This is a genomic window from Zhihengliuella alba (genome assembly GCF_039538765.1).
GTDB lineage: Bacteria > Actinomycetota > Actinomycetes > Actinomycetales > Micrococcaceae > Zhihengliuella > Zhihengliuella alba.
On sequence record NZ_BAABCJ010000005.1, the window covers coordinates 252,628 to 279,626 of the forward strand.

The following is a 26,999-nucleotide window of genomic DNA, read 5'->3' on the forward strand; positions in this document are numbered from 1 at the left end:
TCAAGTGACCGTGATCCACGGCACACCACACGACGAAGGAGTTGTCATGACCGTCTACGCCAATCCCGGCACCGAGGGATCGCTCGTCACCTTCAAGCCGCGGTACGACCACTACATCGGCGGCGAGTGGAGGGCCCCCATCAAGGGCGAGTACTTCGAGAACGTCACGCCCGTGACCGGGCAGGGCTTCTGCGAGGTCGGCCGCGGCACGGCCGAGGACATCGAGGCCGCCCTCGACGCCGCCCACGCGGCCGCACCGGCGTGGGGGAAGACGAGCGCGGCCGAGCGTGCCCTGATCCTCCACCGCATCGCGGACCGGATGGAGGAGAACCTCGAGATGCTCGCCGTCGCCGAGACCTGGGACAACGGCAAGGCCGTCCGCGAGACGCTCAACGCGGACCTGCCCCTCGCCGTGGACCACTTCCGGTACTACGCCGGTGCGATCCGCGCCCAGGAGGGTCGCCTGTCCCAGCTCGACGACGACACGACGGCGTACCACTTCCACGAGCCGCTCGGCGTGGTCGGCCAGATCATCCCCTGGAACTTCCCGATCCTGATGGCGGTCTGGAAGCTGGCGCCGGCGCTCGCCGCGGGCAACGCCGTGGTCCTGAAGCCCGCGGAGCAGACGCCGACCTCGATCCTGGTCCTGGCCGAGCTGGTCGGCGACCTGCTGCCGGCCGGCGTGCTCAACATCGTCAACGGGTTCGGCCTCGAGGCGGGCAAGCCGCTGGCGGCCAACAAGCGCATCCGGAAGATCGCGTTCACCGGCGAGACCACCACGGGCCGGCTGATCATGCAGTACGCGTCGGAGAACCTCATCCCCGTGACGCTGGAGCTCGGCGGCAAGAGCCCTAACGTCTTCTTCGAGGACATCGCCGCTGCCGACGACGCGTTCTACGACAAGGCGCAGGAGGGGTTCACGCTGTTCGCGCTGAACCAGGGCGAGGTCTGCACGTGCCCGTCGCGCGCCCTGGTCCAGGAGTCGATCTACGAGAAGTTCCTGGGCGACGTGGTGCCGCGCACCGAGGCGATCGTCCAGGGCAACCCGCTGGACACGGACACGATGATGGGCGCCCAGGCCTCCAACGACCAGCTGGAGAAGATCCTCAGCTACATCGACATCGGCCGGCAGGAGGGGGCCAAGGTCCTCACCGGCGGCGGCCGGGCCGACCTCGGCGGGGACCTCGCGGAGGGGTTCTACGTCCAGCCGACGATCTTCGAGGGACAGAACTCCATGCGGATCTTCCAGGAGGAGATCTTCGGTCCCGTGGTCTCGGTGGACAGGTTCAAGGACTACGACGACGCCCTCGCCATCGCGAACGACACCCTCTACGGGCTCGGCGCCGGCGTGTGGTCCCGGGACGGGTCCGTGGCCTACCGGGCCGGTCGCGACATCCAGGCCGGACGCGTCTGGGTGAACAACTACCACTCCTATCCGGCGCACTCCGCGTTCGGCGGCTACAAGTCCTCGGGCATCGGCCGCGAGACGCACCTGATGATGCTGGAGCACTACCAGCAGACCAAGAACCTCCTGGTCAGCTACAACCACAACAAGCTCGGCTTCTTCTAGGCAGAGCAGACCCGGAACGCCAGCCACGCCCCCGGCCGCACCGCGCATTTCACGCCGGCTCGACCCGCGAGCCCCTGAGTTCGAGACACCGTTCGAGGCACCATTCGAGACAGAGTTCGAAGGAGAACCCATGAGCACGATGAAAGCAGCAGTAGTCCAGCAGTTCGGCGAGCCGCTCGGGATCACCGAGCAGCAGATCCCCACGCCCGGCCCGGGCCAGGTGCTCGTCCGGCTGATCGCCTCCGGCGTCTGCCACACCGACCTGCACGCCGCCGAGGGCGACTGGCCCGTCAAGCCGACGCCTCCCTTCATCCCCGGCCATGAGGGCGTGGGAACGGTGGAGGCGGTGGGCCCGGGCGTCGAGGGGATCGCGGTCGGGGAGCTGGTCGGTAACGCCTGGCTGGCCAACGCATGCGGCTCCTGCGAGTACTGCCGCACCGGCTGGGAGACGCTCTGCGAGGCACAGCAGAACGGCGGCTACTCGGTGGACGGGTCCTTCGGGGAGTACATGCTGGTGGAGGAGCGATTCGCCGCCCGCATCCCGGAGGGCGCTGACCCGTACGAGATCGCCCCGGTGCTGTGTGCGGGCGTGACCGTGTACAAGGGGCTGAAGATGACCGAGGCCCGGCCCGGGCAGTGGGTGGCGATCTCCGGCATCGGCGGACTGGGCCACATCGCGGTGCAGTACGCCGTCGCCATGGGGCTCCGGGTCGCCGCCATCGACGTGGCCGACGACAAGCTGGCGCTGGCCCGCCAGCACGGTGCCGAGGTGACGGTCAACGCGTTCGCCGAGGACCCGGCCGAGGCGATCCAGCAGGCCACCGGAGGAGTCCACGGCGTGCTGGTGACCGCCGTCCATCCGGCCGCCTTCGGGCAGGCCATCGGCATGGCGCGGCGGGGCGGGACGATTGTCTTCAACGGCCTGCCGCCCGGGGACTTCCCGGCCCCGATCTTCGACATCGTGCTGAAGGGCCTGACCATCCGCGGCTCGATCGTCGGGACGCGACAGGACATGGACGAGGCGCTCGACTTCTACGCGCGGGGCCTGATCCATCCGACGTTCCACCGGCGGCCCCTGGAGGACGTCAACGCGGTGTTCGACGAGATGCGCCACGCCAAGATCGAGGGCCGCGCGGTCATCGAGTACGCAGGCGCGGGTTCCGCGGCGTCCGCGCACCGAGACGCGCAGGCCGTCGCCACGTCCTAGTCACCCGCCGTCCGGCGGCGGGATCCGGCCCCATCGACGCGGGATCCTGCCCCATCGGGGCGGGCCGGCGAACGCCTCGGCCCGCCCCCCCCCCCCCCCGACCGAGAGGACCGACCCATGGAGCATGAGCTCGAAGCGCGCCCGCGGATCGAGGGCGAGGAGGTCTCCCGCGTGGCCCTCAGCGCGGCAGCGGTGGAGCTGCTGCGGCGGCTGTGGGGACGGCACGGGCCCCTGATGTTCCACCAGTCCGGCGGATGCTGCGACGGGTCGTCGCCGATGTGCTTCCCTGCGGGGGACTTCAAGACCGGCGACGCGGACGTGCTGCTCGGGACGTTCGACCTGACCGACGCGGCCGGCCGGCCGCTGGGCGAGCTGGACTTCTGGATGTCCGTGGAGCAGTTCGCCTACTGGAAGCACACCCACCTGACGGTGGATGTCGTGGCGGGTCGCGGCTCCGGCTTCTCGGTGGAGGCGCCGGAGGGCAAGCGGTTCCTGATCCGCAGCGAGATCATGGGCTGACGAGGCTCTATGCCTCCGGGGGCATGATCACCTGGAAGGACACGCCGTTCGGGTCGGCGACGGTCGCGAGCCGCCCGAACGGCGAGTCCTGCGGGCCGTCGAGCACCCGGCCGCCGAGCTCGAGGAGCCGGGCCACGGCGTCGTCCGTGTTGTCCACCCGGAAGTACACGCGCCAGTACGACGGCGTGCCAGGAGGCAGGAACTCGTCCGCGTCGCAGATCCCCGCCGTCGCCGCGTCGCCGGCCCGATTGGTGGAGTAGCGGACGCCGTCCATCGCGGCCGGCTCCCAGCCGAGCGTCCTCGTGTAGAACTTCAGGTCGGCGTCGTAGTCCCCGGACATGGTCTCGAACCAGACGGGGTGGCCGGATGCGTCGACGGCGTCGAACCCCTCGAACGTCCTCGCCTCCCACAGCCCGAACACGGCGCCGGACGGCGCCGCGACCACGGCCATGGTGCCGAGCTCGCCGGTGGGCATGGCGTCGAGGAGGACCGTGCCGCCGGCCTCCTTGGCCCGCTCCAGGGTGCCCGTGAGGTCGTCGGTCGCCAGGTAGACGGTCCACGCGGGCGGCGTCGGATCGTCGGGCGCCGCGGCCATGGCGCCGCCGAGGACGTGCCCGTCCGCCGTCTGCACCATGTAGTAGTGCCCGTAGTCCTCGCCCTGGTCCTCGAAGGTCCAGCCGAAGAGGGATGAGTAGAAGTCCTTGGAGGCGTCGACGTCCGGGAGGGAGACATCCACCCACGTCGGAGTGCCGTTGGCTGCCATGGTGCCTGTCCTTGCATCGCGGGGAGCGCCCTCGCGGGCCTGTGGGTCCCATGATGCCGTGCCCCGCCTCCGCCGACCAGACCTCCCGGGCCTCGACTGGGAGGGCCCGACACGCGATCTCAGAGCTTCGTGTGGACTTCCGCGCACGGGTTGAGAGCATCCGGGGCGGTGCCTAGCGTGGGGCCCACTACGCCACCCAGAGGGACAGACCGAAAGGGGCAGACTGAAGGGGCAGTGGCCCCTCACACGGAGCTATGGGCCGAGGCGAGCGATCGGTCGCTCGCCGGCCGGGACCGGAGGAACTCCAGATGGACGTCAAGAACATCTTCGTCCCCGCGCTGACGGACGTGCAGCGACGGGAGCTCCAGGCGCTCCCCGGCGCCGACGGGTACGCCTTCCACGGCGTGCTGGACTACGAGCGGCTGGTCAACAGCGCCGAGATCGACTTCGAGGAGCTGCTGGCCGCGGCCCGACGCGAGCTCGAGGACTTCGACGGCACGGTCGACGCCGTCGTCGCGCACTGGGACTTCCCGGTGAGCGTCATGGCGCCGCTCCTCGCGCACGAGTTCGGCATCCCGGCGCCCACCCTGTCGAGCCTGCTCAAATGCGAGCACAAGTACTGGAGCCGGCTGGAGCAACGGGCCGTGGTGCCGGAGTGCGTCCCCGCCTTCGACGTCTTCGACCCGTTCGACGACGACGCGTTGGCCACGATCGGGCTCGACTTCCCGTTCTGGGTCAAGCCGGTCAAGGCGCACTCGTCCAACCTCGGCTTCAAGATCACGGACGCCGGGGACTTCGAGGCCGCCGTGCGGCAGATCCGCGACGAGATCCACCACGTCGGGGACGCGTTCAACGACGTGCTCGCCCGCGTGGACCTGCCGCCGGAGGTCGCCGCCGTGGACGGCAACACGTGCCTGGCCGAGCAGTTCGTCCAGGGCACGCAGGCCGCGCCCGAGGGAACCATGTTCCGCGGGTCCTTCAACGCGCACGGCGTGTTCGACATGCGCAAGGACGCCGCCGGGACCAGCTTCGAGCGGCTGGACTACCCGGCGGCCAGCGTCCCCACCGCGGTGCAGGAGCGCATGATCGAGCTGACCGAGCGGTTCATGCGCCACATCGGCTTCGACAACGGCTGCTTCAATGCCGAGTTCATGTGGGACGCCGCGCAGGACCAGCTCTGGCTGATCGAGGTCAACACCCGCATCTCGCAGTCCCACAGCGAGCTCTTCGCGCTGGTGGACGGCGCGTCCAATCACGAGGTCGCCATCGACATCGCGCTCGGCCGGGAGCCGCGCATGCCGCACCGGCAGGGACCGTTCGCCGTCGCGGCGCAGTGCATGGTCTTCCACGACGAGGACGCGGTGGTCGCCCGGGTGCCCGATGAGCAGTACCGGGCCGGATTGAGGGAGCGGTATCCGGGCACCACCCTCACGCTCCAGGTGAAGGAGGGCGACCGGCTCGCCGACCTCCCCGGGCAGGACAGCTACCGGTACATCGTCGGGAAGCTGTACATCGGGGCGGACAACCGGGAGCAGCTGGTGGAGCGCTACGAGGCGATCCTGGCCGAGCTGCCCTTCGACTTCCGGCCGGTCCCGCCCGGCGGCCAGGACGCGAGCGGGAGGGGGACGGCGTGAGGATCGTCGAGGAGCTCCCCCACCCCGTGCGTACCGTCGAGAACGTCTTCATCCCCCTGCGCGACGGGGCCCGGCTGGCGGCCCGGCTGTGGATGCCCGAGGACGCCGAGCAGGAGCCCGTCCCGGCGGTGCTGGAGTACATCCCGTACCGGAAGCGGGACAGCACGCGCGGCCGCGACGCCATGAACCACCCCTACATCGCCGGGCACGGGTACGCGAGCATCCGCGTGGACATGCGCGGCAGCGGCGACTCGGACGGCGTCCTGGTGGACGAGTACCGGCCCCAGGAGCACGAGGACGCCGAGGACGTCATCGCCTGGCTGGCCGAGCAGCCCTGGTGCGACGGGTCCGTGGGCATGATGGGCATCTCCTGGGGCGGCTTCAACTCGCTCCAGGTCGCCGCGCGCCGTCCCCCGGCGCTGAAGGCCATCATCAGCGCCTCCGCCACGGAGGACCTGTACGTGGACAACATGCACTACATGGGCGGCTGCCTCCTCGGCGACAACCTGTCCGAGGCCACCGTCATGTTCGCCTTCAACAGCCTGCCGCCGGACCCGGAGATCGTGGGGGAGCAGTGGCGGGACATGTGGTTGGAGCGGTTGCGCGGCAGCGGGCTCTGGCTCGAGACGTGGCTGGAGCACCAGCGCCGCGACGACTACTGGAAGCCCGCCTCCGTCTGCGAGGACTACAGCAGCATCCAGGTCCCGGTCATGGCCGTGGGCGGGTGGGCCGACGGCTACACCAACGCGATCTTCCGGCTCCTGGAGCACCTGGAGGTGCCGCGCCGGGGCCTGATCGGGCCCTGGGGGCACAAGTACCCCCACACCGGTGTGCCCGGGCCCGCCATCGGTTTCCTCCAGGAGGTGGTGCGCTGGTGGGACCACTGGCTCAAGGGCCGGGACACCGGCCTGGGGGAGGAGCCGATGCTCCGCGCCTGGATGCAGGACAGCGTGCCGCCGGAGACGTCCTACGAGGACCGGCCCGGCCGCTGGGTCGGCGAGCCGAGCTGGCCCGCGCCGGGGATCGAGCCGCGGACCTACGTGCTGCGGCGCCACGGCATGGAGCAGGGCAGCGCCACGGACGAGCCGGGCCACGAGGTGCAGCTGAAGTCGCCCCTGAGCGTGGGCATGTTCGCCGGCAAATGGGCGTCCTACGCCGCCACCCCGGACCTCCCCTTCGACCAGCGGGAGGAGGACGGCGGCGCCCTGATCTACGAGACGGACCCGTTCGCCGAGCCCACGGAGATCCTGGGCCTGCCCGAGTGCAGCTTCCTGGTGTCCTCCGACAAGCCGGTTGCCATGCTCGCCGTCCGACTCTCCGACGTCGCCCCGAGCGGGGAGGCCACCCGGATCACCTACGGGCTGCTGAACCTGACCCACCGGGACGGCAGCGCCGAGCCGCAGCCGCTGGAGCCCGGGCGGAAGTACCGGGTGCGGATCCCCCTGAACGGCATCGCCCAGCGCGTCCCCGCCGGCCACCGGCTCCGGCTCTCCGTCTCCACGTCCTACTGGCCCCTGGCCTGGCCGTCGCCGGAGGCGGCGACCGTCACGCTCGCCACCGGCTCGAGCACCCTGACTCTGCCGATCCGCGCGGCCCGCCCCGGGGACGCGGAGCTCCGGCCGTTCGGCGAGCCGGAGTCGGCGCCCGAGCTCGAGGTCACGCACCTGGAGCCCGGCGAGCACCGCTGGACCGTCTCCCGCGATCTGGCCACCAACGTCTCCACCATGGAGATCGTCAACGACCAGGGTGCGTTCCGCATCGACGAGACGGGCACCGTGATCCGCCGCGCCACCAGCGAGTGGTACAGCTTCCGCTGGAATGACGTGAACTCGGTCCGCGGCGAGACCCGGACCGTGCGCCGCTTCGAGCGTCCCGGCTGGCGCACGGAGGTGGTGACCCGGACCGTGCTGACGTCCACGCCGGAGGAGTTCCTCATCAGCGCCCAACTGGACGCGTACGAGCTCGATCCGGCGCGCGGCGATCCCCGCGTCTACTCGGAGAACTGGCAGCGCAGCATCCCGCGCGACCTGGTCTGACCCGACCCGCGCCCGCCCTCCTTCGCGGGGCCGGCCTCCGACACGAACCATGACACCCGGGCCGGGGCGAACTAGGCTTCGTGCCGAGCCTGTCGCGGCCCCGAGCCGCCGACAGCTGCACGAATCCCGCACCAACCCCGGAGGTCCCATGTCCCGTTTCCTCGTGGTCGGCGAAGCGCTGATCGACGTCGTCCGCTCCACCGACGGGCGCAGCGTCGAGCACCCCGGCGGGAGCCCCGCGAACGTGGCCCTCGGCCTCGGCCGCCTCGGGCAGCGGGTGGAGCTGGTCACCTGGATCGGCGAGGACGAGCGCGGCCAGGCGATCCGCGCCCACCTGGAGGACTCCGGCGTGGGCGTGCACCCGGCGTCGTACTCCTCCGAGTCCACCTCGGTGGCGATCGCCACCCTGAACGACGGCGGCGCGGCGGACTACGAGTTCGACGTGCGGTACCAGCTGCCCCGGGTGGAGGTGGGGGACGACGTCGGCTGGGTGCACACCGGGTCGATCGCGGCGGTGGACGCCCCGAGCTTCGAGGCGACGGCGGACCTGCTGGAGCGGGCCCAGGCTGCCGGCGCCGTCATCACGTACGATCCGAATCTGCGGCCCAGCCTCATGGGCGAGCCCGCCGAGGTGCGGCCGCGCGTGGAGCGGCTCGTCGCGATCGCGGACGTGGTGAAGGTCAGCGACGAGGACCTCGAGTGGCTGCGGCCCGGGCAGGACCCGGCGGACGTGGCGGCCGAGTGGGCCGACGGCGGACGGATCGTGGTGGTCACCCGCGGCGGCGACGGCGTCCTGGCGGTCCACCGCGACGGGGCCCGGGTGGACGTCCCCGCGCCGCGGGTCGACGTGGTGGACACGGTCGGCGCCGGCGACTCCTTCATGGGCGGCCTGCTGGACGGGCTGGCCCGGCACGCCGGCGTCTGGGCCGGCGAGCGGATCAGCGAGGGCGAGGCGGAGGCCCGCACCGCGCTGGAGGCGCTCGGCGTGGAGGATCTGCGGGCGGTCCTGGAGCGCTGCGCGCGCATCGCCGCGATCACCGTCAGCCGGGCCGGCGCGAACCCGCCGGGGCTGGACGAGCTCGAGGGCTGAGCGGCTGGGGGGATCGCGGCCGGGGGATCGCGGCCGCCAGCTCGAGGAGGCTTCGAAGCGGCAGGATCCTGCCGGTTCACCCCGAGTAGCCCGCCGGCGTCGCCCCAGGCGGGTCGAACCGGCAGGATCTTGCCGAAACTCGCCCTCTAAGTCAGAATGACTTCGAGGAGAACCGAAAGCGGCAGGATTCTGCTGATTTCACGTCGTGACGACGGGTGAGGCTCGATGGACGACATGCAGCGCATCGGAGATCGGATCCGCCGTGCCCGGAAGGGCTACGGGCTGACCCAGCGCGACCTGGCCGAGCTGATCGGCGCCTCGGAGCGCACCGTGCGCGAGGTCGAACGCGGAACCGGCGGACAGGCGCTCAGGATCGTCGTCGCCGCCGCCCATGCCGTCGGCCTGACCGTGGTGGCCTCGTGACACGCACAGCTGCGTCCCTCGCCGATCTCCGACAGGTCGGGGCCGCTGACGTCTACAAGGGCGGCACCCTGGCAGCTCGCCTGGAACGCGCGGACGATGGAGCAGTTTCCTTCGTCTACCGCCCGGAGTACGCGGGGCCGCCGGTCGCCACGACCCTCCCGCTGGGGGAGGCACCGGTCCGTACCCCGGGTGGGGGCCTGCCGGCCTTCTTCGCCGGACTGCTGCCCGAGGGGCACCGGCTCACGGTCCTCCGGCGGGCGGCCCGCACCAGCCCGGACGACGAACTGACCCTGCTGCTGGCCGTCGGCGCGGATACGCCGGGAGATGTGCGGGTGGTCCCAGCCGGCGAGCCGCCCCGGACCCTGCCGTCCGCAGCGTCCGGGCCGATCGGCGAGCTCGACGTCGCCGCTCTGGCCGACGCCGTCGACCTCCATGCCCTGCCCGGCGTGCAGCGCAAGGCGAGCGCAGTGATGCTCACGCGACCGCTCCGGCTGGGTCAGCGGGACGCGATCCTCAAACTGGATCCGCCCGAGTACCCCGGTCTGGTCCGCAACGAAGCCGCCCACCTGCTCGCTGCACGGTCGATGAAGCTGCCGACCGCCCACGCGGAGATCGTCCGGGATCGACGCGGGGCGGACGGGCTCCTGGTGGAGCGCTTCGATCGGGCCACGGTGGACGGCCGTCCCGTACGCCGGGCCATGGAGGACGCGGCCCAATTGCTCGGCATCCTCCCGGCAGCGAAGTACCGGGTGTCCGCGGAGGAGATCGCGGTATCCGTGGTCGAGGTCTGCCGGGCGAGACCGGTGGCGGCCCGCAACGTGTTCCTGCAGTTCCTCTTCGCCTGGCTCACCGGCAACGGAGATCTCCATGCCAAGAACATCTCGGTGCTCCGCGACGGCGAGGGCGTCTGGCGGGTGGCGCCCGTCTACGACGTCCTGTCGACCGCACCGTACCCGGACCTGGATCTCGATTTGGCGGTGCCGCTGTCAGGCCGGACGAGCAGGCTGCGCTGGCGGCACTGGACCGAATTCGCCGACGCGATCGGCCTCCCGCAGACAGCGGTGCCGGCTGCGGCACGCACGGCCACGGTGGCCGCCGGCCGCATCGATTTGGCGGAACTCGGCTACACGGGGTCGCCGCTGAACCGGGCGGAGCGCGAGCTGCGGCACCGGCGCGCCGAGCTCCCGGACCACATCGCCGCGTAGCTGACCCCGGCGTCCCCGTCTCCGGGCCAGCTCCGATGTTTCGTGAGTAGGATCGGCCCATGGTGACCGAGTCCACTCCGCAGCAGTCCGAAACCACTCCGATCCTCCCCGGCCCGCTCGTCGACACCGACTGGCTCGCCGCCCACCTGGGCAGCGTCGTGGTGCTCGATGCGTCCATCGCCCCGCACCTGCCCGACGGCGAATCCATCCCCGGAGCGCGCCCCTTCGACATCGACGGACGCTTCTCCGCGCCCGGCGACCTCCCGCACACCATGCCCGGGGCCGAGCAGTTCGCCGACGCGCTGCGCTCGCTGGGCGTCGACGACGGCGACGCCCTGGTGGTGTACGACGCCGCCGGCCTCTACTCCGCGCCGCGCGCCTGGTGGATGCTGCGCGCGGCGGGCCTCGCCGTGGCCGTGCTCGACGGCGGCCTCCCCGCCTGGAAGGCGGCCGGGCACCCCGTCCAGGACTCCGCGCCGGCCTACGACGGGCCGGCCGGCAACGCGAGTGTGGTGCTCGACCCGGACGCTTTCGTCGATGCCGACACCGTGGCGACGCTCCTCGCCGACCCGGGAACCGCGGTGATGGACGCCCGCAGCCGCGACCGGTTCGTCGGCGAGGCACCCGAGCCGCGCCCCGGTCTGCGCGCCGGCCACATGCCCGGCTCGCGCAATCTGCCGTTCACCGAGCTCCAGCGCGAGGGCAAGTTCCTGCCGGTCGAGGAGCTGCGCCGGGTGTTCGACGCCGAGGTGGGCGACCGCCGGCTCGTCACCAGCTGCGGCTCCGGCGTGACCGCGAGCGTGGTGGCGCTGGCCGCGACGCTCGCCAGCCACCGTGAGGTGGCGGTCTACGACGGCTCCTGGGCCGACTGGGGCCGCCCCGGCGGCGCCGATGACGAGCGGCCGGTGGAGACCGGTGCCTGAGCCGACGCTCCCGCCCTCCCGGGCCCAGGGGCCATCCAGCAGGGCACAGGGACGCCTCGCCGCGGGCACGCTCCTGCCCGCCGTCCTGGCGCTGGTCGGCGCGGTGGCGGCGATCGCCGCGGCCGCGATCGGCTCCGGCGCCGCCGGCGGCACCCCGATCGCCGAGGCCGCCGGCGGCTGGCTGGGCGCCGAGGCGACGCCCCTGGCCCCGGCCAGCGGCGCGTTCTCGATCTGGAGCGCGGTCTACGCCGGGCTCCTCGGCTACGCGGTCCTGCAGCTGCTGCCGTCACGTCGCCGCGACCCGCGCCACCGGTCGCTGCGGGTCCTCGCCGTCGGCTCGATGATCCTCAACGCCGTCTGGATCTGGGTGGTCCAGGCCGGCTGGCTGGGGCTCAGTCTGGTGGTGATCCTGGCGCTGCTCGCGGTCCTCGGCGCCGTGTTCGTCCGCACGGCCCGCACCCGGCCGGCGTCCCGGTGGGACGCGCTCCTCGTCGACAGCACGTTCGGCCTCTACCTCGGCTGGGTGACAGTGGCGGCCGTCGCCAACGCGGCCGCCTGGCTCGGCTCGCTTGGCCTGTTCCCGCAGGGCGGGGGAACCGAGGGAGCCGCCGCCGGGGAAGCCGCCTGGGCCGGACCGGTGGCCATCGCCGCCGGCGCCGCGTTGGCGGGCGTCGCGGTGCTCGGCGTGCTGCTGGCCGCGGCCGGCCGGGGGCGGCTGGCCCCCGCGGCCGCGATGGTATGGGGTCTGGCATGGCTGGCCGTCGGGCGCTTCGCCGGGCCGGACGCGCTGCCGGGCACCGCCGTCGTCGCCCTCCTCGCCGCGGCGGTCATCGCCGCCGCGACCGTCTGGGCCCGGCTCCGGGCCGCGAAGGAGGAGTCGTGAGGATCGCCGTCGCGGGTGCGTCCGGCTACATCGGCGGCCGGCTGGTGCCGCGCCTGCTGGACGCCGGACACAGCGTCGCCGTCCTGACCCGCGACGCCGGGCGGCTGCGGGGCTTCCCCTGGGCGGAGCACGTCCGGATCGTCGAGGGCGCACTGGAGGACCCGGAAGCAGCGGCAGAGCTGTGCTCCGGCGCCGAGACGCTCTACTACCTGGTCCACTCCATGGCGAGCACCCGGGACTTCGGGCGCCTGGAGCGCGAGTGCGCCCTGACGGCAGCCGTCGCCGCCCGCGACGCCGGCGTGCAGCGGATCGTCTACCTGTCCGGACTCCACCCGGAGGGAGAGCTGAGCCGGCACCTGGAGTCCCGGCTCGAGGTCGGCCGGATCCTGCAGAGCTCCGGAGTGCCGCTCTTCGAGCTGCAGGCCGGGCTGGTCATCGGATCCGGCTCGGCGAGCTTCGAGATGGTCCGCCACCTGACGGACGTCCTGCCCGTCATGCCGGCGCCGCGCTGGGTGCTCAACCGGATCCAGCCCATCGCGGTGCGCGACGCCCTGCACTACCTGCTGGCCGTCGGCGAGGCCGATCCGGGGCGGGCGGGGACCTACGACATCGGCGGGCCGGACGTCCTCACCTACAAGGACATGATGCGGCTCTACGCGGACGCGGCCGGGATCCGGCGGCCCCGGGTCCTCACCCTGCCCGTCCTCACGCCGTGGCTGGCCGCCCAGTGGGTCAACCTGGTCACGCCGATCCCGCGGACGCTGGCCGTGCCGCTGGTGGAGTCCCTGCAGCACGACTGCGTGGCGCGGGACCGGCGGATCGACGAGGTGGTCCCACCCCCGGCAGAGGGGCTGACGAGCTACCGCCGTGCCCTGGACCTCGCCTTGGAGCGGCTGGACCTGGACTCGGTGGAGACCAGCTGGGCCTCCGCGCATGTGCTCGGGGAGCCGGCCGAGCCGCTGCCGTCAGACCCGGACTGGGCCGGGCGCACCGTGTTCACGGACCTGAAGGAGGTGCGCACGTCGGCGTCGCCGGCCGCCCTCTGGCGGGTGGTGGTGGCCGTCGGCGGCGAGACCGGCTGGTACTCGCTGCCGCTGGCGTGGCGGCTGCGCGGGCTGCTGGACAAGGTGGTCGGCGGGGTCGGCCTGAACCGTGGGCGCCGCAGCCGCGCGGACCTGAGGGTGGGCGACGTCGTCGACTTCTGGCGCGTGGAGGCCCTCGATCCGGAGCGGCTGCTGCGGCTCCGTGCGGACATGCGCGTCCCCGGGAAGGCCTGGCTGGAGTTCCGGATCGAGCCCGACGGCCACGGCTGCATCTGCCGCCAGCGGGCCGTCTACTTCCCGCGGGGCCTCTCCGGCCGGCTCTACTGGTGGGCGCTGGTGCCGTTCCATGGCACCATCTTCTCGGGGATGGCCCGGCGGATCACCGCGCGGGCCGAGGCCGACGCGGAGGGGACGGGCGCATGACGGAAGTGGTGGTCCTGCTGGAGGAGGACGGGACGCCCGCCGGGACGTACCCCAAGGCGCTGGTGCACGGGCTGGACACCCCGCTGCACCAGGCGTTCTCCTGCCATGTCTTCGATGCGGACGGCCGCGTCCTGCTGACCCGCCGCTCGCTGGACAAGGTCGCCTGGCCCGGCGTCTGGACCAATGCGTTCTGCGGGCACCCCGGGCCCGGGGAGCCGTTCGAGGACGCGCTGACGCGCCGTGCAGAGCACGAGCTCGGCCTGGAGCTCGGGGCGATCGAGCCCGCGCTGCCCGACTTCCGCTACTGGGCCCGCGACGCCAGCGGGATCGTGGAGAACGAGGTCTGCCCGGTGTTCACCGCCGTCGCGGCCCGCGACCCGGAACCGCGCCCGGACGAGGTGGTCGAGTGGGCCTGGGTGGACCCGTCCGAGGCGCGCCGCGCCGTGCTCGCCACCCCCTTCGCCTTCAGCCCGTGGCTCGTCCTGCAGGTCCAGCAGGGCATCTGGGGCGCCCCGGACACGCAGGACGACGGCGGCAGGACGCCGTCGTGAGGGGGACGCCGTCGTGAGCGGGCTGTTCCTTACCCCGGCGCAGCGCCGAGCCGTCTCCCCGGACGCGGAGCACCCGGTGCCCCCGCGCCCGGCCCGCGTCGGCGTGGTCGGGTCCGGGTTCCGCGCGCGGACCCTCCTGCGCGTCATGGACGCACTGCCGGCGTGGTTCCAGGTGGTCGGCGTGGCGGCCCGCGCCGAGGAGGCCCGCGGCCTGTTGCGCGATCACGGGTTCGCCGCCGTGGAGACGGTGGGCCAGCTGGTGGGACTGCGCCCGGACTTCGTGGTGGACACGCTCCCGGCCGGTCCGTCCCAGGAGGTGCTGCACCGGCTGGCCGACGCCGGTGTCCCCGCGCTCACCGAGACGCCCGCCGCCGCGACCGTCCGCGAGCTGGCGGCGCTCGCGGACCGGGTCCAGTCCGGTGCCTGCGTGCACGTCGCGGAGCAGTACCACCTGGAGCCGCTCGTGGCCGCGCAGCTCGCGGTCGCAGCCTCCGGCCGCCTGGGTGCCGTCACCGACGCCCACGTCAGCATCGCACACGACTACCACGGGATCTCCGTGCTCCGCCGGGCGTTAGATGCGGGGTTCGAGCCGCCGGTGATCACCGCCCGCCGGGATCGCCGCCGGGTCCTGCCCAGCCCGAGCCGGTACGCCGATCCCACCGACCTGGCCCCGGTGGACACCGTGCACGCGCTGGCCTGGCTCGACTTCCCCGCCGGCCGGGACGGCACCGCCCGGCTCGGCGTGTACGAGTTCGACGACGTCCAGTACCGCTCCTGGGTGCGCTCGCCGAGCCTGTTGGTCCGTGGCGAGCGAGGCGAGATCCGTGACGGGACCGTGCGCTCCGTCGACGTCTCCGGTCAGCCCGCGCTCGGCCGGCTCGAGCGCGTCGCGGCAGGCGGGGCGGGCAACCACGAGGGCCTGTTCCTGCGCGGCTACCGGCTGGACGGCGAATGGCAGTACCTGAACCGCTTCCGGCCGGCCCGGCTGGCGGACGAGGAGCTCTCCATCGCGGAGCAACTGGCCGGCATGGCCGAGCATGTCCTGGCCGAGGGCCCGGCGCCGTACGAGGTGGCGGAGGCCGCCCAGGACCAGTACCTGCAGTTGCTGGTCCGCGAGGCAGCGGACGCGGGCCAGCCCGTGGAGGCCGAACGGATGCCGTGGGCCGGCGGGCGCGGCTGCCGTGGAGCCGGCGGCCGGGGTGGACTCCGATGATGGAACCGGCCGAGCTGCTCGCCGGGCCACGCGGGCGACGGTTCGTGATGGAGGCGATCCTGCGCGCCGGAACTCCGGCCGAGCCCGAGGCACCGGACGGACCAGAGGCAGAGCCGGGAACGATCGGGTGGCAGTCCGGACCGCTCGAGCCGTTCGCCGGCCGCTGGGCGACCGCGGAGCCCGCAGCCCTGCGCGGCCTGTCCGAGGCGGATGTGATGGGCAGCCTCGTGGACTCGGTGTCCTCGGCCATGTACTGGGAGCCGCCGCACCCGGAGGACGTGTTCCTCGCCGAGCCGGGCAGGGCCGATGAGCTGCGCCCGGCCGCCGAGGCGCTGCTGGAGCATCCGGTATTCGCTGCCCTGGACCGGCCGTTGCTCGCCTGGTCCGGACGGTTGAACTACCCTGCCGCGCACATCGACTGGATCGATCCGTCCTCTCCCGACCGCCGCTTCCCTCCGCACCTGTCCCGCACCGACGCGCAGGGCCGGGACAAGCTCGAGCGCTGGCGGCGCCACGTGGACGCGGGCGTGCGCCGCGCCCGCAGTGACCGGCCCCGGGACGTGCGTGCGAACTTCGGCGGCGAATGGTGGGCGACGCCGGCGAGGGTGGACCTGCTGACGACGACTCCGCTGCCCGGTGCCGACGCGCTCGCGCCGGGCGTCGAGATCGGCACTCCCTTGCTGCTGCAGGGTATCGAGGACTCCTTCGGGCTGACGGCGGGCACAGTCCGGGTTCTTCATCTGGCGCCCGAGGCGGACCCGCGGGTCTACGAGGTCGACTCGCCGGACGCGTGGGCGCGCCTGGTCGCGGCGTTCCCGCTCGACGTCACGCCGGCCCGCCGCCACATGTACTACCAGGTCACCGGTCTCGATGTCGGGTGGTTCATGCCCGACTGGCAGCAGGTGGCCGATCAGTACGACGCCGTCCATGTCACGGTGGGCGGGTACCTCGCCACGGCGACGCGCCCGATCCCGCTCGCCGGCCACGGGCTGCCCGGCGGCCACACCATGCTGGCGGGCTGGGACCCGGACCAGACGTACTGGTTCGACGCACCCCTGCAGCAGGTCGACCAGTTCGAGGTCGAGCTCTTCGAGCGCGACCCCGAGGACGATCCAGCGCTCGACGACGTCTGGCGGCGGACGGCGACCTGACGCCGTCGTTCCCTCGCTACTTCCGCCAGAAGAGGTGGTGGACGATCCCGCTGGGACTCGGGACCACTTCCAGGTGGAATCGGTCGGTGAGATCCTCCGGGCTACGCCAGAGCCGCTCGCCGCGCTCCAGCTCGACGGGCGCGACGGCGACGTGCATCGTGTCCACGAGGTCCGCGTCGAGGAACTCCAGGACGGTCTCGACGCCGCCGCCGATGCGCACGTCCCTCCCGTCCGCCGCCTGGAACGCCTCCTCCAGCACTTCCTGCGGCGAGCCTTCCCGGAAGTGGAAGGTGGTGTCGGAGAGGGAGAAGGACGGCCGCGGGTAGTGCGTCAGGACGAAGACCGGTGTGCGGAACGGTGGATCGTCGCCCCACCAGCCCTGCCAGTCCTCGTTCTCCCACGGGCCGCGCTGCGGGCCGAACTTGTTGCGGCCCATGATCTCGGCGCCGATGTTGTTGTGGAAGTCGCGGGTGAAGTAGTCGTCAAGGCCGCAGGTCCCGCCGGGGTCGGTCCGGTTCGGCCAGTGCGCGGTGGCGCCGGCCCAGGAAGCGAGCTGCGCCGGGTCCGCGTGGCCGAAGGGGCGCTCGAGGCTCTGACCCTCGCCGGAGCCGAAGCCGTCGCGGGAGAGCATGAAGTTCTGGACGCGCACCAGTTGAGGCATCGCCGGTCCTTCCCATCCGAGTCGGTACGGCGGAATCTACCGCTCGAGGGGCCGGCGGTAAATGGCGTTTAGAGCCACGGATCGCGCCGCGTTGGCCAATGGTGCGGAGCAAAAGATCGCCCGCGACGCCTTTCGCATCGCGGCCACATTGATCGTGCCGGGCTATCTGCTGACCGGTTAGGAAGCTATCGCTCCCTGAAGTATGCGTAGAGGTCGCTTTCGCGGACGGTGGCGGCCCGGGTACCGGTGCCGAGGAGAACACCGGCGACCAAGGCAGTGACCGTCTTGGTCCCTGCGAGGAGAGGCAGCGCCGTCGAGGGGCCGGGCACTCCGTCGACTGCAAGATAGATGACGATGGGGGCAGCGATGATCGCTCCGGTGACCACCTTGGTGGCCGCTTCGATCAGGTGCTGCTGGATTAGATCCGCGCGGCGGGCACCCAAGTGCAGGGCGGAGGCGAGCTCCAACCGCCGCGTCTGGATCATGCCCGTGCCCAGGAGGGCCCCGACGACGAGAGCGAGAAGCGACGGCCCGGCACCGGCTGCGTAGCTGGTCGTCTGGGGTCCGGGCGCGGTGTCTCCGAGTCGGCCGTTCAGCTGGCTGATCTGGCTCTGTCCTGCGTCGGGTCCGAGGAGCGCAGTCCGGGCCAGGGCCAGCACGGGGGAGTCGGGGCGTGCCGCAGCGGTCGTTGCGCGCAGCCAGCAGGCGTCGAACGTTCCGCTGGACGGAACGGTGCTGATGGCTGCATAGCCGAGGGCGGGTAGTGAGGAGCCGTCTGGGAAGTCGTAGACCTGGTCGACGGAGGTCGTCTGGATGGTGCCGTCCGAGTTGACCACGTCGAGGTGGTCCCCACGGTGGAGCCCGAGCGTCAGGGCCGCGTCGGCAGAGAGGGCGAGCCCGCTCGGCCGACGTGCCGCTTCAGTGTCTGGTGTGTCCGGGGAGCCGAATATGTCGATGAAGCCGGGCCCGGCTTCGAATGCTGGAAGCGGGGTCGAGGGCAGAAATCGCGCACGGAGCCCGTCGGGTCGGTCGCGAAGAGCTCCCGAAGCGACGACGTCGGGGTGGGTCGCCAGTGCCCGGCATGCCGTTCCGCTGACCGATCCCTCGGCTTCAAGGACGTAGGTGGACCCACCGTCGTGGACGAACTCGTCGGCAGCCCTGAGTTGCGCTGCCGACTGGTGGGCGGCATAGCCTGCCAGGACTGCGATGAGGGCCGCGGCGAGGAGGGACCATGCAGCGAGCCGGCTTGTGCCGCCGGCCAGGTTGCGGGTCGCTTCGCCAAGGATCGAGCTGAATCTCATTCCCGACCGCTGTGGGCCCGTCTGCTCACGAGGCGCCATCGGGGTCCCCGAGGACGAGACGCCGTGTGGCCCGGTCGGCGACTCGTGGATCATGGGTCGCGATGAGGACCGTGCGGTCCTCGCCCGCGAGTTCCTGCAGGACATCGATGACCATACCGGCATTGACCGGATCGAGTTGCGAGGTGGGTTCGTCGACGAGGATCAACGCGGGCTCAGCCGCCAGGGCGCGGGCGAGCATGAGGCGTTGCGCCTGCCCGCCAGAGAGCGTGCGGAACGGAGCCGCCGAAGACTCCGAGAGGTTGAACCTCTCGAGCAGCCCTTGCACCTGCGGTTCTGCCTCGGTACGGCTCATGCCCCGTGCCAGGAATGGCAGGGCGACGTGGTCGGCAGTGCTTCGATGTGCGCTCCCGTAGGGGTTCTGGAAGACCCACTGGGTACGGCCCTCTCCTCGCTCGATGGTCCCCTCGGTGGGGGTTCCCCCGGCGACGAGGGAGAGGAGGGTGCTCTTTCCGCTACCGGAAGGGCCGGTGACCGCGACCAGATCGCCGGCACCGAACGTGCTTTCGATGCCACGGAACAGCCAGGTGCCTTCTCCGAAGCGATGTCCGACAGCCCGGAGCGAGACGTGGGCCGCCGGTCGATTGTCCATGATCAGCCCCGGCATGGTGTCCCTGGGTCCGGATCGGTCCGCACAGCTTCAGGGGCTCGCTCGGGGAAGGACACGTAGGTGCGGCCGAGCTCGGAGCTGAGGACATCGACGGCGTGTACACCCCCGTCGAGATCGACCACACAGGCGGACTCGCCGTGGCCGAGAAGGGACGAGGGCGGGAGCGGCGCGGCCTGAACAGGTTCCGACAACCGCCAGGTCACGGTCAGGGGAACGCCGGCTTCCGGATCCAGTGCCGCCTCGACGACGGGAATGTCGCGCAGCTCAGCGATCTGCTCGGCGTTCAGTTCCAAGGTTCCGTCCGAACGTGCGGGGAGCCGGAGGTCCCCCAGGACGGCGACGCGTTCACCGGGGACGCCGTCCTCGGGGACCGAGGCGAGGTTCAGATTCTCGAGCGTATCGGGTGATGCGGCGAGTGGTTCGCCGGCCGTGACGCGCTGCCCTGTCTGGGCTGGGCACTCCGTTACGGGCGTGTCCGGCGCGGGGATCCAGATGGCGGCCCCCGGGTCGAGTGTTCCGGTGGTTGGCGCGTTTGCCTTGCCCTGCACCTGGGAGAGCGCGCCCGCAGATTCCGCGGTGAAGAGGGATCCCTCCGGTGGTTCGGTGCCCAGCCGGCGCAGTTCTGCGTGCAGTGCCTCGACGTCTGCGCCCGTTGTCCCGGGTGAGATGCTGCGGTAGGGCGGAATGCTTGTGGCTAGGGCGAGCAATGGAGATCCATCGATAGCCACTGGCGCGCTCCCGGAGGACCACGTCCCACCGGGAGCACAGTCGATCCGTGTGATCGTTCCGTCGATCGGCGAACGAAGAGTCTGGCCCGGCCTCGTGGTGATCTCCACGGGTAGCTCGCGTGCGTCGTCGAATGGCTCTGCCACGACGTCGATGGTGGGATCGATGCTCTGCTTGAACTCGTCCGGCAGGGGCGCCGGGGCGAAGGCGAACCCCAGAAGGGCGCCGAGCACCAGGGACACAACGATGCCGAGGGCCCAGGTCGGTCGGGATGCCGACGAGGGCAGTACCTCGCGGAATCGATGTGAGCGCTGCGGGTCCGTCATCAGCCCGTGGCCGCGCTGTCGGACCCCAGGGGGTCCTCGCTACAGGCGCGCTGGGCGGGATCGTCGTAGTCCCACTCCCAATTGGCCATGTCCTCTGCAGTCATGGATTCCTCCACGACCCCGCTCGCTTGCAGACACCTCAGATATGCCTCATCCCAGGGAACGTTCTCCGGGTTGGCGAGTGGATCAAGGTAGAGGGCCTCGACATAGTTCAGAGTCTTCAAACTGCACGACTCCGCAATGGACTCGCCCTCCTGCTGGTTCGGGTGGCTGAAGGAGAACCCACCTTCCTGGTGAGTTTTCACGTCGAGGCCCGACGCGGCGGCGCACTCCCTGAAGCGCTGCTGCGCCTCGGCGTACTCGGCGGGAGTGACCTCCCCGTCAGACAGGACTTCGCGCTGAAAATCAGAGGAGACGGAGTCCAGTGCCTGCTCGAACTCCTGAGCCCAAGGGCCCTCCAATTCCGAAGCAGCGGGGGGCGTGCACCCGACGAGGACCGGAGTGCAAGCCATGAGCGCAAGGAGAGTCGAGCGAGTAGCGATCACTGCGCATCGGTTTGCATCTGCCATTAATGGCCAGTTCTCACGCGCTGGTCGGAGCCCGCCTTGGTGCCGTCGGGAAAGGACGACATGCCCAGGGAGTCTCCTGTCCTTGTGCCCGCCCGGAAATATCTGGAGAGAAACGCCGCGAGGATCAGCGATAGGGGTGCGAGTATTCCCAGCTGAAGCGCCAGCACAGGCTCGTTGGATAACCAGAATGCCGCCGAGGGGGCACCGACATTGAGGACGGCGGCAATCGCGAGAAGCGCTGATCTGAATAGGATCGCCCACAGGAGCAGAGATAGCCCGAAGAACGCGCTGTAGACAACGAAGCCGCCCGCCTCGAAGACTCCACACAGTGCGGCGATCAGCAGGCTCCCGAAGGCGCCGATTCGAGCCTTTTTAGAGCCGTTGATGTAGAGAAGCAGCAGTGCGGAGACGGCCACGGAAACGCCCATGAGTAGGGGCCACCAGCCGGTAAGTGAGAAGACGGTCGGGCGTATCGATTGAAACTCGATCAGCCAGATTGCGTAGGCGAGTAGAGCACCGATCGCGTGAATGAAGCCTACACGCGAAATTGTGTTCTGTTGGCTCATGGCTGACCCCGAGAGGACTGTCGCTCCCATAATGACACCCTAGCTTATGTGGTTTAGATCGCTACCCCACACGGGTCATGAATTGTGGATACGACTAGCGGTTGCGTTTGAGCTCCGGCGCCGGAGGAGTACCCCTCCCAGGAGAGCCCCGAGGAGGACTGTCGGGAGAGGGGTCCGAGCCCCGTATCCGAGCAGATTGCCCGTGTCGAGGAGAACATTGCCGGCGACCGGCGAAACTTCGGTCGAGAGGCCGACAGTCATGAGGAGGAGCAAGGCCGCTGCGCAGGCAGCCGCTGCGGAGATGGCATGTCCGGCCAGGTAGACGAGCGCTGCGACCAGACCCAATAGCAACATCGACGCCGCGACCCGCATCCAGATCAGAGGGGAGTCGGAGATCCAGAGGAACATCTGGTTCCCCAGCCAGAAAGCGATGACTCCCGAGACTAGGCCCACGGGAATCGCTGTGATCGACTTCGGGGAAGAGCTCACGCCGTTCGCTGTCATTGAACTCACCACGACTCCCTGCTCTTCGACGTAGGCCGGTAGTGGCCCTGAGGCCCCTCGCTTGCTTTGGAGGCTACGCCCTTGACGCCCGGGCGACTAGCAGTGCCGTGCGAGCGTCCAAAAGAGTGCTTGCAGGACTTGGCTGTCAGCAGTTCAGAACCTGTATGCACAGGCGGTCGCCCCCGAATGAAAACTTGGGCGGAAGGTACTCAAGTCCGGGAATAGGAACCGCGCAGGAGCCGTTCGAATAATCGACTGCGCATGCACCGCGCAGGTCGCCCGAAACGAGAATCGTCGAAGATGACGGAGGTGGAAATCATGGCACTGCCCGTACTGCGATCCAACAGCACGCCGGAGCGCTGGGATCCGTTCCGTGAGATCGAGGACCTCTACACCCAGATGGGTCACTGGATGGACTCGACCTTCGGCCGTTCGGACCAGTCGACGGCCGGCTGGGCCCCGCTGGCGGACGTCAGCGAGACCGACGACGCCTACCTGGTCGAGGTCGAGCTCCCCGGAGTGAAGCGCGAGGACGTCTCGATCGAGCTGTCCGGCCAGGATCTGGTGGTCGCCGGGGAGTTGAAGGAGCAGGAGCGTGAGGGGACGCTCCGGCACCGCACGCGCCGCACCGGCCGCTTCAGCTACCGGGTCCGTCTGGCCGAGGCCGTCGACGCCGACGCAGTGAGCGCCACGCTGAACGACGGCGTGCTGCGGATCCGCGTGCCGAAGAGCGAGGCGGTCAAGCCGCGCCGCATCGCGATCACGGAGGGATAGGGCAATTTCCCTGGAGGCCCCGGCTCGCGATTCCGCGGGCCGAGGCCTCCCGTGCTGTCGTGTGACGCCGGACGGGCGGCCTCGCGCTCGGAACCCGCCTAGGCCCGACCTGATGGCGGCCGCAGCTGTTTCAGTAGCCATTGAGCTGACTCCAGAGTCGGCCATGGCAGCCGGAATGACTCGGTCGATTCAAGAAGGATCATCGCGTGGCGAATAATCTCACCTGCTGCGCTGCCTGCGGGGAGATGAGGCTCGCCACGATGATCGCGTGGAATCAGCCCGACCAGGTTCATTGAGGAGTCAACAAGCCGATCGACTTCGTCTTTCCACGGTCCGTCCGCAAGTTCGACCACGTGAATGTCGAAGTGCTTGAGGCGGTCAGCTAGCTCACCCCTCCATCGGCGCAGGAGTCGGTGACGCAATCCAGGGTCGAACTCCCTGACTCGCAGGAAACTCGTCGATCGTCCGCCGAACTCCTCGCTCAGGCGAGCCGCCGCCGTCAGTGCAGATGTGTATTCGTCGCGATGAAACTGAATGACGTCGCACACGGGTGTGGCAGGAGCGTCCGGCCAATCACTTTCCCAACGCAGTTTCTCCCAGCACACGGATTCATCGGTGACGATGAGAGTTGCCAGCAAGGACCCTTCGGCTGCCTCACCACAAGGGCATAACAACAGGGGGACGTCGCGGCGCCGGACGAAGTCCTCTGGGTACTGTGCCTGTCCCAGCAGAACCTCTAACGCCTCGGCCGGCGTAAGGGTGTCGAACGGGGTTACTCGCGTCGGTATCACCTCGTCAGCGCCAGCGAGGTCGATGAGCCTAACACCGTCGACGGAGATCTCGATTCGTTGCGTGACGTACGTAGAGGCCCAGCCGTCCTCCAGGCCGAGAGGAAGTGGGGCATCGTTCCAAGGGACAAGGCTGACGTCGATCCGAGCCATGGTTGCCCCTGCCTTCCCGAGCCAGTTCATCCCTGGCATAGATTCCACCCTGGAGGTCGGAGATTTCTATTGTGCGGCGTGGTCAAGCCGGATCGTCCGCACCCCTGCCGCGGCGCGCCGTCACGCGAGCGTCAGGATGTCGGGGAGAACACGTGTGATGTGCTAAGGATGCGTGGGACAATGGGAAGGATGACTTCTCAAACCCCCTCCACGGCCGGACCCAACCGCGCCCGTCCGCAGGTCCGCCCCACCCCCGAGGGGTGGAAGCAGCCGATGGGCCCCGATGGGCGCCCGCAGCTGCAGTTCGCCCAGAAGCCGCGCGTCTCCCAGCCGCCCGTGCACCTGGCGGACCTGACGCTGGCCGAGCGGCAGGAGAAGCTCAAGGGGATGGGCCTGCAGGGCTTCCGCGCCAAGCAGCTCTCCGTGCACTACTTCCAGCACTTCACCACGGATCCGGCGAAGATGACGGATTTGCCGGCCGCGCAGCGCGAGGAGCTGGCGGAGGCCATGTTCCCGACCCTCCTGACTGAGGTGAAGCGCCTGGTCACGGACAACGGCGACACCATCAAGTTCCTCTGGCGCCTGTTCGACGGCTCGCTGGTCGAGTCCGTGCTCATGCGCTATCCGGGCCGCGTGACGCTGTGCGTGTCCAGTCAGTGCGGCTGCGGCATGAACTGCCCGTTCTGCGCCACGGGCCAGAACGGCCTCACCCGCAACATGTCCGCCGCGGAGATCCTGGACCAGATCGTCCAGGCCAACCGCGTCATCGCGGAGGGCGGGCTCAAGGGCAGCGGCCGCGAGGGCGTGCACGACGCCGAGCGCGTCACCAACATCGTCTTCATGGGCATGGGCGAGCCCCTGGCGAACTACAAGCGCGTCATGAACGCCGTGCACCGCATGATCGACGAGGCGCCAGAGGGCCTGGGCATGAGTGCCCGCGGCATCACCGTCTCCACGGTCGGCCTGGTGCCGGCGATCAACAAGCTCGCCGAGGAGGACATCCCGATCACGTTCGCGCTGTCCCTGCACGCGCCGGACGACGAGCTGCGCGATGATCTGATCCCGGTCAACTCCCGCTGGAAGGCGGATGAGGCGATCGACGCCGCCTACAACTACTACCGGAAGACCGGGCGCCGCGTCTCCATCGAGTACGCGCTGATCAAGGACATGAACGACCACCCTTGGCGCGCCGGCCTGCTGGCGAAGAAGCTCAACGCGCGCGGCCGCGGCTGGGTGCACGTGAACCCCATCCCGCTTAACCCGACGCCCGGGTCTATCTGGACGTCGTCGGAGCCGGAGGTCATGCAGGAGTTCCTGGACATCCTGAACGACGCCGGGGTGCCCACCACCCTGCGCGATACCCGCGGCAAGGAGATCGACGGAGCCTGCGGCCAGCTCGCCGCCGCCGAGTAGTAGACGCCGCGCGGCAGCCGTTGTGGGAGTTGCCGGGCGCACTCGGCGGCTATTCGTCGATAGCGCGGTGCCGTCCTCGCCACTTCGCCCAGAGGCCCGCCCGGTTCCCGAGCTCCTCCGACAGTCGGGCCAGCCGGGTCTGCTCGGCGCGGTGCTCGTCCTGCAACTGTCGAAGTAGCTCGCGGAGGGCGGTGGTGTACTCGTTGCGGTCGAACGTATACGGGCCCAACGCTTCGATGATGTCGTCTGGAGCCAAGGTCCACCCTTGGATCCTGCCCCCTTCGGGGCCCGGATCATGGGCAAAGTCGTGCCACACGACACAGTCAGCGTGAAAGTCGATGGCAACACTGGACCCGCCACAGTCTTCGTCGCCACAGGCAGGGCAGAAGTAGAGCCACACTCGATCCGGAATGAATTCCCCCGGCAATTCCCCCAGTAGCTGACGAGTCTGGTCCTCGCCTCAGGTCAGGGCATGCTGAACGCTCAACAGGGTTACGTCGGCGCCAGTCGCATCATCGGGACCGTAGATTTGCCCGCGAAGTCTGACGCCGTCGATCACGAAGTCGTAGGAGCCGCTGTCGTCGAGTTGCAGCGCGAAGCGGTTCACTTGCTTCGACGGCCGGTCATCCATGGCATTCCTTCGATGGTGCCGTCCGTGCCGTACATCCGTCCGATCCTGGCCAGCGGAGTGGTGGGCGGCGCCAATCGATTTCGAGGGAGGACGGATTCTCGAGGAGCTCGGGAATGGGGTTGGCTGAGTAGCTCGACTCGGCACCGGCGCCGGCGACGCCCCCTGCGTTTGGCCTACCACATGGTCCGCCTTAGGTCGTGGTTTATCACGACGTCTCAGTGGGGCAACAACGATGAGATCAGCACGTGGACCGCGGTACCGCCGAGCACGCTCAACGTCGCGTTGCGCCTCCAGAGGTGGAGTCCGGTGGTGGCGATCAGCCCCGCTGTCACCGCGACTGTGGTGCTGGTGAGAGCGATAGGGGTCTCGCGCACTGTGTAGAGGACAAGGATCGCGATGACGCCCGGGGGCATGTAGTCGTTCAAATATGGGAGCAATGCGCTGCGGCGCATGGGGCCCAGGAAGGCGAACGGCAGTGCCCGCAGGGCCCAGGTGATGCCGGAACTGATCAGGATCGCGGCGAGAATGTAGGGGGTTTCAGGCATCTGGCTGGGCTTTCCGGATGAAGTAGTAGTGGGCCAGCAGGAGGGCAACGTACAGGAGCATCCCGCCGACGAGCATCGCATCGCCCAGGAGGGAGCCGGCGGCGACCGCACATCCGAGAGCGACGAGTGGGAAACCGACGGTCCGGCGGGCGCGGCACATGTCGATGCACAGCACGAGGAAGAATGCCGTGAGCGCGAAGTCCAGGCCCACAACGCTGCTGGGGATCAACGTCCCGCCCAGGGCTCCGGCCGTTACGCTCCCAGCCCAGGCCACCTGGAAGCTGGCCTGAACGGCCAGAATGCGGCGACGAGACCAGCTCTGCGCCCCGGGAGACGCGGTCAGCGCCCACGCCGAATCCGTCAGCGTGAACGTGCTGTAGAGCTTCGCGCCGACCCCATGGACTCTGTGCATGGGAAACGTCAGAGCGTAGAACACGTGCCGGAAGTTCACGAGGACCGCGGTGAGCGCGACGGTCGTCAGCGGCGCTACCGCCAGGACCAGGCCGAGCAGGATGAATTCCAGCGAGCCCGCGAAGATGACTGTCGAGAACACCGGCGCCCACCACCACGCCAGCGGGGACTGTGCGACGGCGACGCCGAACGCCACGCCCATCGGCATGAGCCCGAGGACGGCGGGGAGGCAGAGGCGGATCGCGGAAGTGACCTCCCCGCGCGGCGCGGGTGGCCGTCCAGCTAATTTGGGTGGCGAACATTCGGGGCGCATAGGACAATGATATGAAA

At 70.1% G+C, this 26,999-nt stretch carries 28 protein-coding genes; 16 read left to right on the forward strand and 12 right to left on the reverse strand.

Annotated elements, in window-relative coordinates:
- The first annotated feature begins 46 nt into the window (after window positions 1–46).
- The 3 genes from exaC to ABD784_RS10735 all read left to right on the forward strand — a co-directional run bounded on the left by exaC (window position 47) and on the right by ABD784_RS10735 (window position 3,296).
- Window positions 47–1,570, forward strand: a complete 1,524-nt coding sequence (gene exaC, locus ABD784_RS10725) for an acetaldehyde dehydrogenase ExaC (protein WP_344884166.1) — start codon at window positions 47–49, stop codon at window positions 1,568–1,570.
- A gap of 130 nt (window positions 1,571–1,700) precedes the next feature.
- Window positions 1,701–2,777: an alcohol dehydrogenase AdhP gene (gene adhP / locus ABD784_RS10730; RefSeq protein WP_344884169.1), complete on the forward strand. Its 1,077-nt coding sequence runs from the start codon at window positions 1,701–1,703 to the stop codon at window positions 2,775–2,777.
- A 117-nt stretch (window positions 2,778–2,894) separates the two neighbouring features.
- Window positions 2,895–3,296: a DUF779 domain-containing protein gene (locus ABD784_RS10735; RefSeq protein WP_344884172.1), complete on the forward strand. Its 402-nt coding sequence runs from the start codon at window positions 2,895–2,897 to the stop codon at window positions 3,294–3,296.
- Window positions 3,297–3,303: 7 nt separating this feature from the next.
- Here ABD784_RS10735 and ABD784_RS10740 read toward each other — a convergent pair whose 3' ends face one another.
- Complete coding sequence (locus ABD784_RS10740; protein ID WP_344884175.1) at window positions 3,304–4,059, reverse strand: VOC family protein; 756 nt, start codon at window positions 4,057–4,059, stop codon at window positions 3,304–3,306.
- A 308-nt stretch (window positions 4,060–4,367) separates the two neighbouring features.
- Here ABD784_RS10740 and ABD784_RS10745 point away from each other — a divergent pair, with 308 nt between their 5' ends.
- The 11 genes from ABD784_RS10745 (at window position 4,368) to ABD784_RS10795 (ending at window position 16,634) form a co-directional block, all read left to right on the forward strand.
- A complete protein-coding gene (locus ABD784_RS10745; RefSeq protein ID WP_344884178.1) occupies window positions 4,368–5,693 on the forward strand; it encodes an ATP-grasp domain-containing protein in 1,326 nt (441 codons plus the stop codon).
- Window positions 5,690–7,729 carry a CocE/NonD family hydrolase gene (locus ABD784_RS10750; RefSeq protein WP_344884181.1) on the forward strand — a complete coding sequence of 680 codons (2,040 nt, stop codon included), beginning with the start codon at window positions 5,690–5,692 and terminating at the stop codon, window positions 7,727–7,729. The genes ABD784_RS10745 and ABD784_RS10750 overlap by 4 nt, the downstream gene beginning before the upstream one ends.
- A gap of 148 nt (window positions 7,730–7,877) precedes the next feature.
- The gene (locus tag ABD784_RS10755; protein WP_344884184.1) at window positions 7,878–8,819 is read left to right on the forward strand and encodes a carbohydrate kinase family protein; all 942 of its coding nucleotides are present in this window, start codon (window positions 7,878–7,880) and stop codon (window positions 8,817–8,819) included.
- A 225-nt stretch (window positions 8,820–9,044) separates the two neighbouring features.
- A complete protein-coding gene (locus ABD784_RS10760) occupies window positions 9,045–9,242 on the forward strand; it encodes a helix-turn-helix transcriptional regulator (RefSeq protein ID WP_344884187.1) in 198 nt (65 codons plus the stop codon).
- Entirely contained in the window at window positions 9,239–10,447 is a 1,209-nt protein-coding gene (locus ABD784_RS10765) for a type II toxin-antitoxin system HipA family toxin (protein WP_344884190.1), read from the forward strand. Before ABD784_RS10760 ends, ABD784_RS10765 begins: the two co-directional genes overlap by 4 nt.
- A 59-nt stretch (window positions 10,448–10,506) precedes the next feature.
- Window positions 10,507–11,370 carry a sulfurtransferase gene (locus ABD784_RS10770; RefSeq protein WP_344884192.1) on the forward strand — a complete coding sequence of 288 codons (864 nt, stop codon included), beginning with the start codon at window positions 10,507–10,509 and terminating at the stop codon, window positions 11,368–11,370.
- Complete coding sequence (locus tag ABD784_RS10775) at window positions 11,363–12,253, forward strand: tryptophan-rich sensory protein (protein ID WP_344884195.1); 891 nt, start codon at window positions 11,363–11,365, stop codon at window positions 12,251–12,253. Before ABD784_RS10770 ends, ABD784_RS10775 begins: the two co-directional genes overlap by 8 nt.
- The gene (locus ABD784_RS10780) at window positions 12,250–13,719 is read left to right on the forward strand and encodes an SDR family oxidoreductase (RefSeq protein ID WP_344884198.1); all 1,470 of its coding nucleotides are present in this window, start codon (window positions 12,250–12,252) and stop codon (window positions 13,717–13,719) included. Before ABD784_RS10775 ends, ABD784_RS10780 begins: the two co-directional genes overlap by 4 nt.
- Window positions 13,716–14,270 carry an isopentenyl-diphosphate Delta-isomerase gene (gene idi, locus ABD784_RS10785; RefSeq protein WP_344884201.1) on the forward strand — a complete coding sequence of 185 codons (555 nt, stop codon included), beginning with the start codon at window positions 13,716–13,718 and terminating at the stop codon, window positions 14,268–14,270. Before ABD784_RS10780 ends, idi begins: the two co-directional genes overlap by 4 nt.
- A gap of 13 nt (window positions 14,271–14,283) precedes the next feature.
- The gene (locus tag ABD784_RS10790) at window positions 14,284–15,483 is read left to right on the forward strand and encodes a Gfo/Idh/MocA family oxidoreductase (protein WP_344884204.1); all 1,200 of its coding nucleotides are present in this window, start codon (window positions 14,284–14,286) and stop codon (window positions 15,481–15,483) included.
- Complete coding sequence (locus ABD784_RS10795; protein ID WP_344884206.1) at window positions 15,480–16,634, forward strand: hypothetical protein; 1,155 nt, start codon at window positions 15,480–15,482, stop codon at window positions 16,632–16,634. Before ABD784_RS10790 ends, ABD784_RS10795 begins: the two co-directional genes overlap by 4 nt.
- Before the next feature lie 16 nt (window positions 16,635–16,650).
- Here the strand turns inward: ABD784_RS10795 and ABD784_RS10800 are convergent, their stop codons facing one another.
- The 6 genes from ABD784_RS10800 to ABD784_RS10825 form a co-directional block, all read right to left on the reverse strand.
- Window positions 16,651–17,295, reverse strand: a complete 645-nt coding sequence (locus ABD784_RS10800) for a dihydrofolate reductase family protein (protein WP_344884209.1) — start codon at window positions 17,293–17,295, stop codon at window positions 16,651–16,653.
- Window positions 17,296–17,480: 185 nt separating this feature from the next.
- Window positions 17,481–18,596: a hypothetical protein gene (locus ABD784_RS10805; protein ID WP_344884212.1), complete on the reverse strand. Its 1,116-nt coding sequence runs from the start codon at window positions 18,594–18,596 to the stop codon at window positions 17,481–17,483.
- A gap of 25 nt (window positions 18,597–18,621) precedes the next feature.
- Complete coding sequence (locus ABD784_RS10810; RefSeq protein WP_344884215.1) at window positions 18,622–19,260, reverse strand: ABC transporter ATP-binding protein; 639 nt, start codon at window positions 19,258–19,260, stop codon at window positions 18,622–18,624.
- Complete coding sequence (locus ABD784_RS10815) at window positions 19,248–20,231, reverse strand: hypothetical protein (protein ID WP_344884218.1); 984 nt, start codon at window positions 20,229–20,231, stop codon at window positions 19,248–19,250. Before ABD784_RS10815 ends, ABD784_RS10810 begins: the two co-directional genes overlap by 13 nt.
- An 83-nt stretch (window positions 20,232–20,314) precedes the next feature.
- On the reverse strand, window positions 20,315–20,776 hold the full coding sequence (locus tag ABD784_RS10820; protein WP_344884221.1) for a hypothetical protein: 462 nt from the start codon (window positions 20,774–20,776) through the stop codon (window positions 20,315–20,317).
- A gap of 107 nt (window positions 20,777–20,883) precedes the next feature.
- Window positions 20,884–21,450 (reverse strand): hypothetical protein, encoded by a 567-nt coding sequence (locus ABD784_RS10825; protein WP_344884224.1) that lies wholly within the window; start codon window positions 21,448–21,450, stop codon window positions 20,884–20,886.
- Between the two features lie 822 nt (window positions 21,451–22,272).
- Between ABD784_RS10825 and ABD784_RS10830 the strand changes: the two genes are divergently transcribed.
- A complete protein-coding gene (locus ABD784_RS10830; protein WP_344884227.1) occupies window positions 22,273–22,728 on the forward strand; it encodes an Hsp20/alpha crystallin family protein in 456 nt (151 codons plus the stop codon).
- Between the two features lie 98 nt (window positions 22,729–22,826).
- Here the strand turns inward: ABD784_RS10830 and ABD784_RS10835 are convergent, their stop codons facing one another.
- Window positions 22,827–23,669, reverse strand: coding sequence for a hypothetical protein (locus ABD784_RS10835; protein WP_344884230.1), 843 nt, complete (start codon window positions 23,667–23,669; stop codon window positions 22,827–22,829).
- A 180-nt stretch (window positions 23,670–23,849) separates the two neighbouring features.
- Between ABD784_RS10835 and rlmN the strand changes: the two genes are divergently transcribed.
- Window positions 23,850–25,082, forward strand: a complete 1,233-nt coding sequence (gene rlmN, locus ABD784_RS10840; RefSeq protein ID WP_425582965.1) for a dual-specificity RNA methyltransferase RlmN — start codon at window positions 23,850–23,852, stop codon at window positions 25,080–25,082.
- 49 nt (window positions 25,083–25,131) lie between these two features.
- On the opposite strand, the gene ABD784_RS10845 is transcribed toward rlmN, so the two are convergent.
- The 4 genes from ABD784_RS10845 to ABD784_RS10860 form a co-directional block, all read right to left on the reverse strand.
- On the reverse strand, window positions 25,132–25,338 hold the full coding sequence (locus ABD784_RS10845) for a hypothetical protein (protein ID WP_344884236.1): 207 nt from the start codon (window positions 25,336–25,338) through the stop codon (window positions 25,132–25,134).
- A 204-nt stretch (window positions 25,339–25,542) separates the two neighbouring features.
- Window positions 25,543–25,713 carry a hypothetical protein gene (locus ABD784_RS10850; RefSeq protein WP_344884239.1) on the reverse strand — a complete coding sequence of 57 codons (171 nt, stop codon included), beginning with the start codon at window positions 25,711–25,713 and terminating at the stop codon, window positions 25,543–25,545.
- 215 nt (window positions 25,714–25,928) lie between these two features.
- Window positions 25,929–26,258: a branched-chain amino acid transporter permease gene (locus ABD784_RS10855; RefSeq protein ID WP_344884242.1), complete on the reverse strand. Its 330-nt coding sequence runs from the start codon at window positions 26,256–26,258 to the stop codon at window positions 25,929–25,931.
- Window positions 26,251–26,982, reverse strand: a complete 732-nt coding sequence (locus ABD784_RS10860) for an AzlC family ABC transporter permease (RefSeq protein ID WP_425582966.1) — start codon at window positions 26,980–26,982, stop codon at window positions 26,251–26,253. The genes ABD784_RS10855 and ABD784_RS10860 overlap by 8 nt, the downstream gene beginning before the upstream one ends.
- Between the last annotated feature and the right edge of the window lie 17 nt (window positions 26,983–26,999).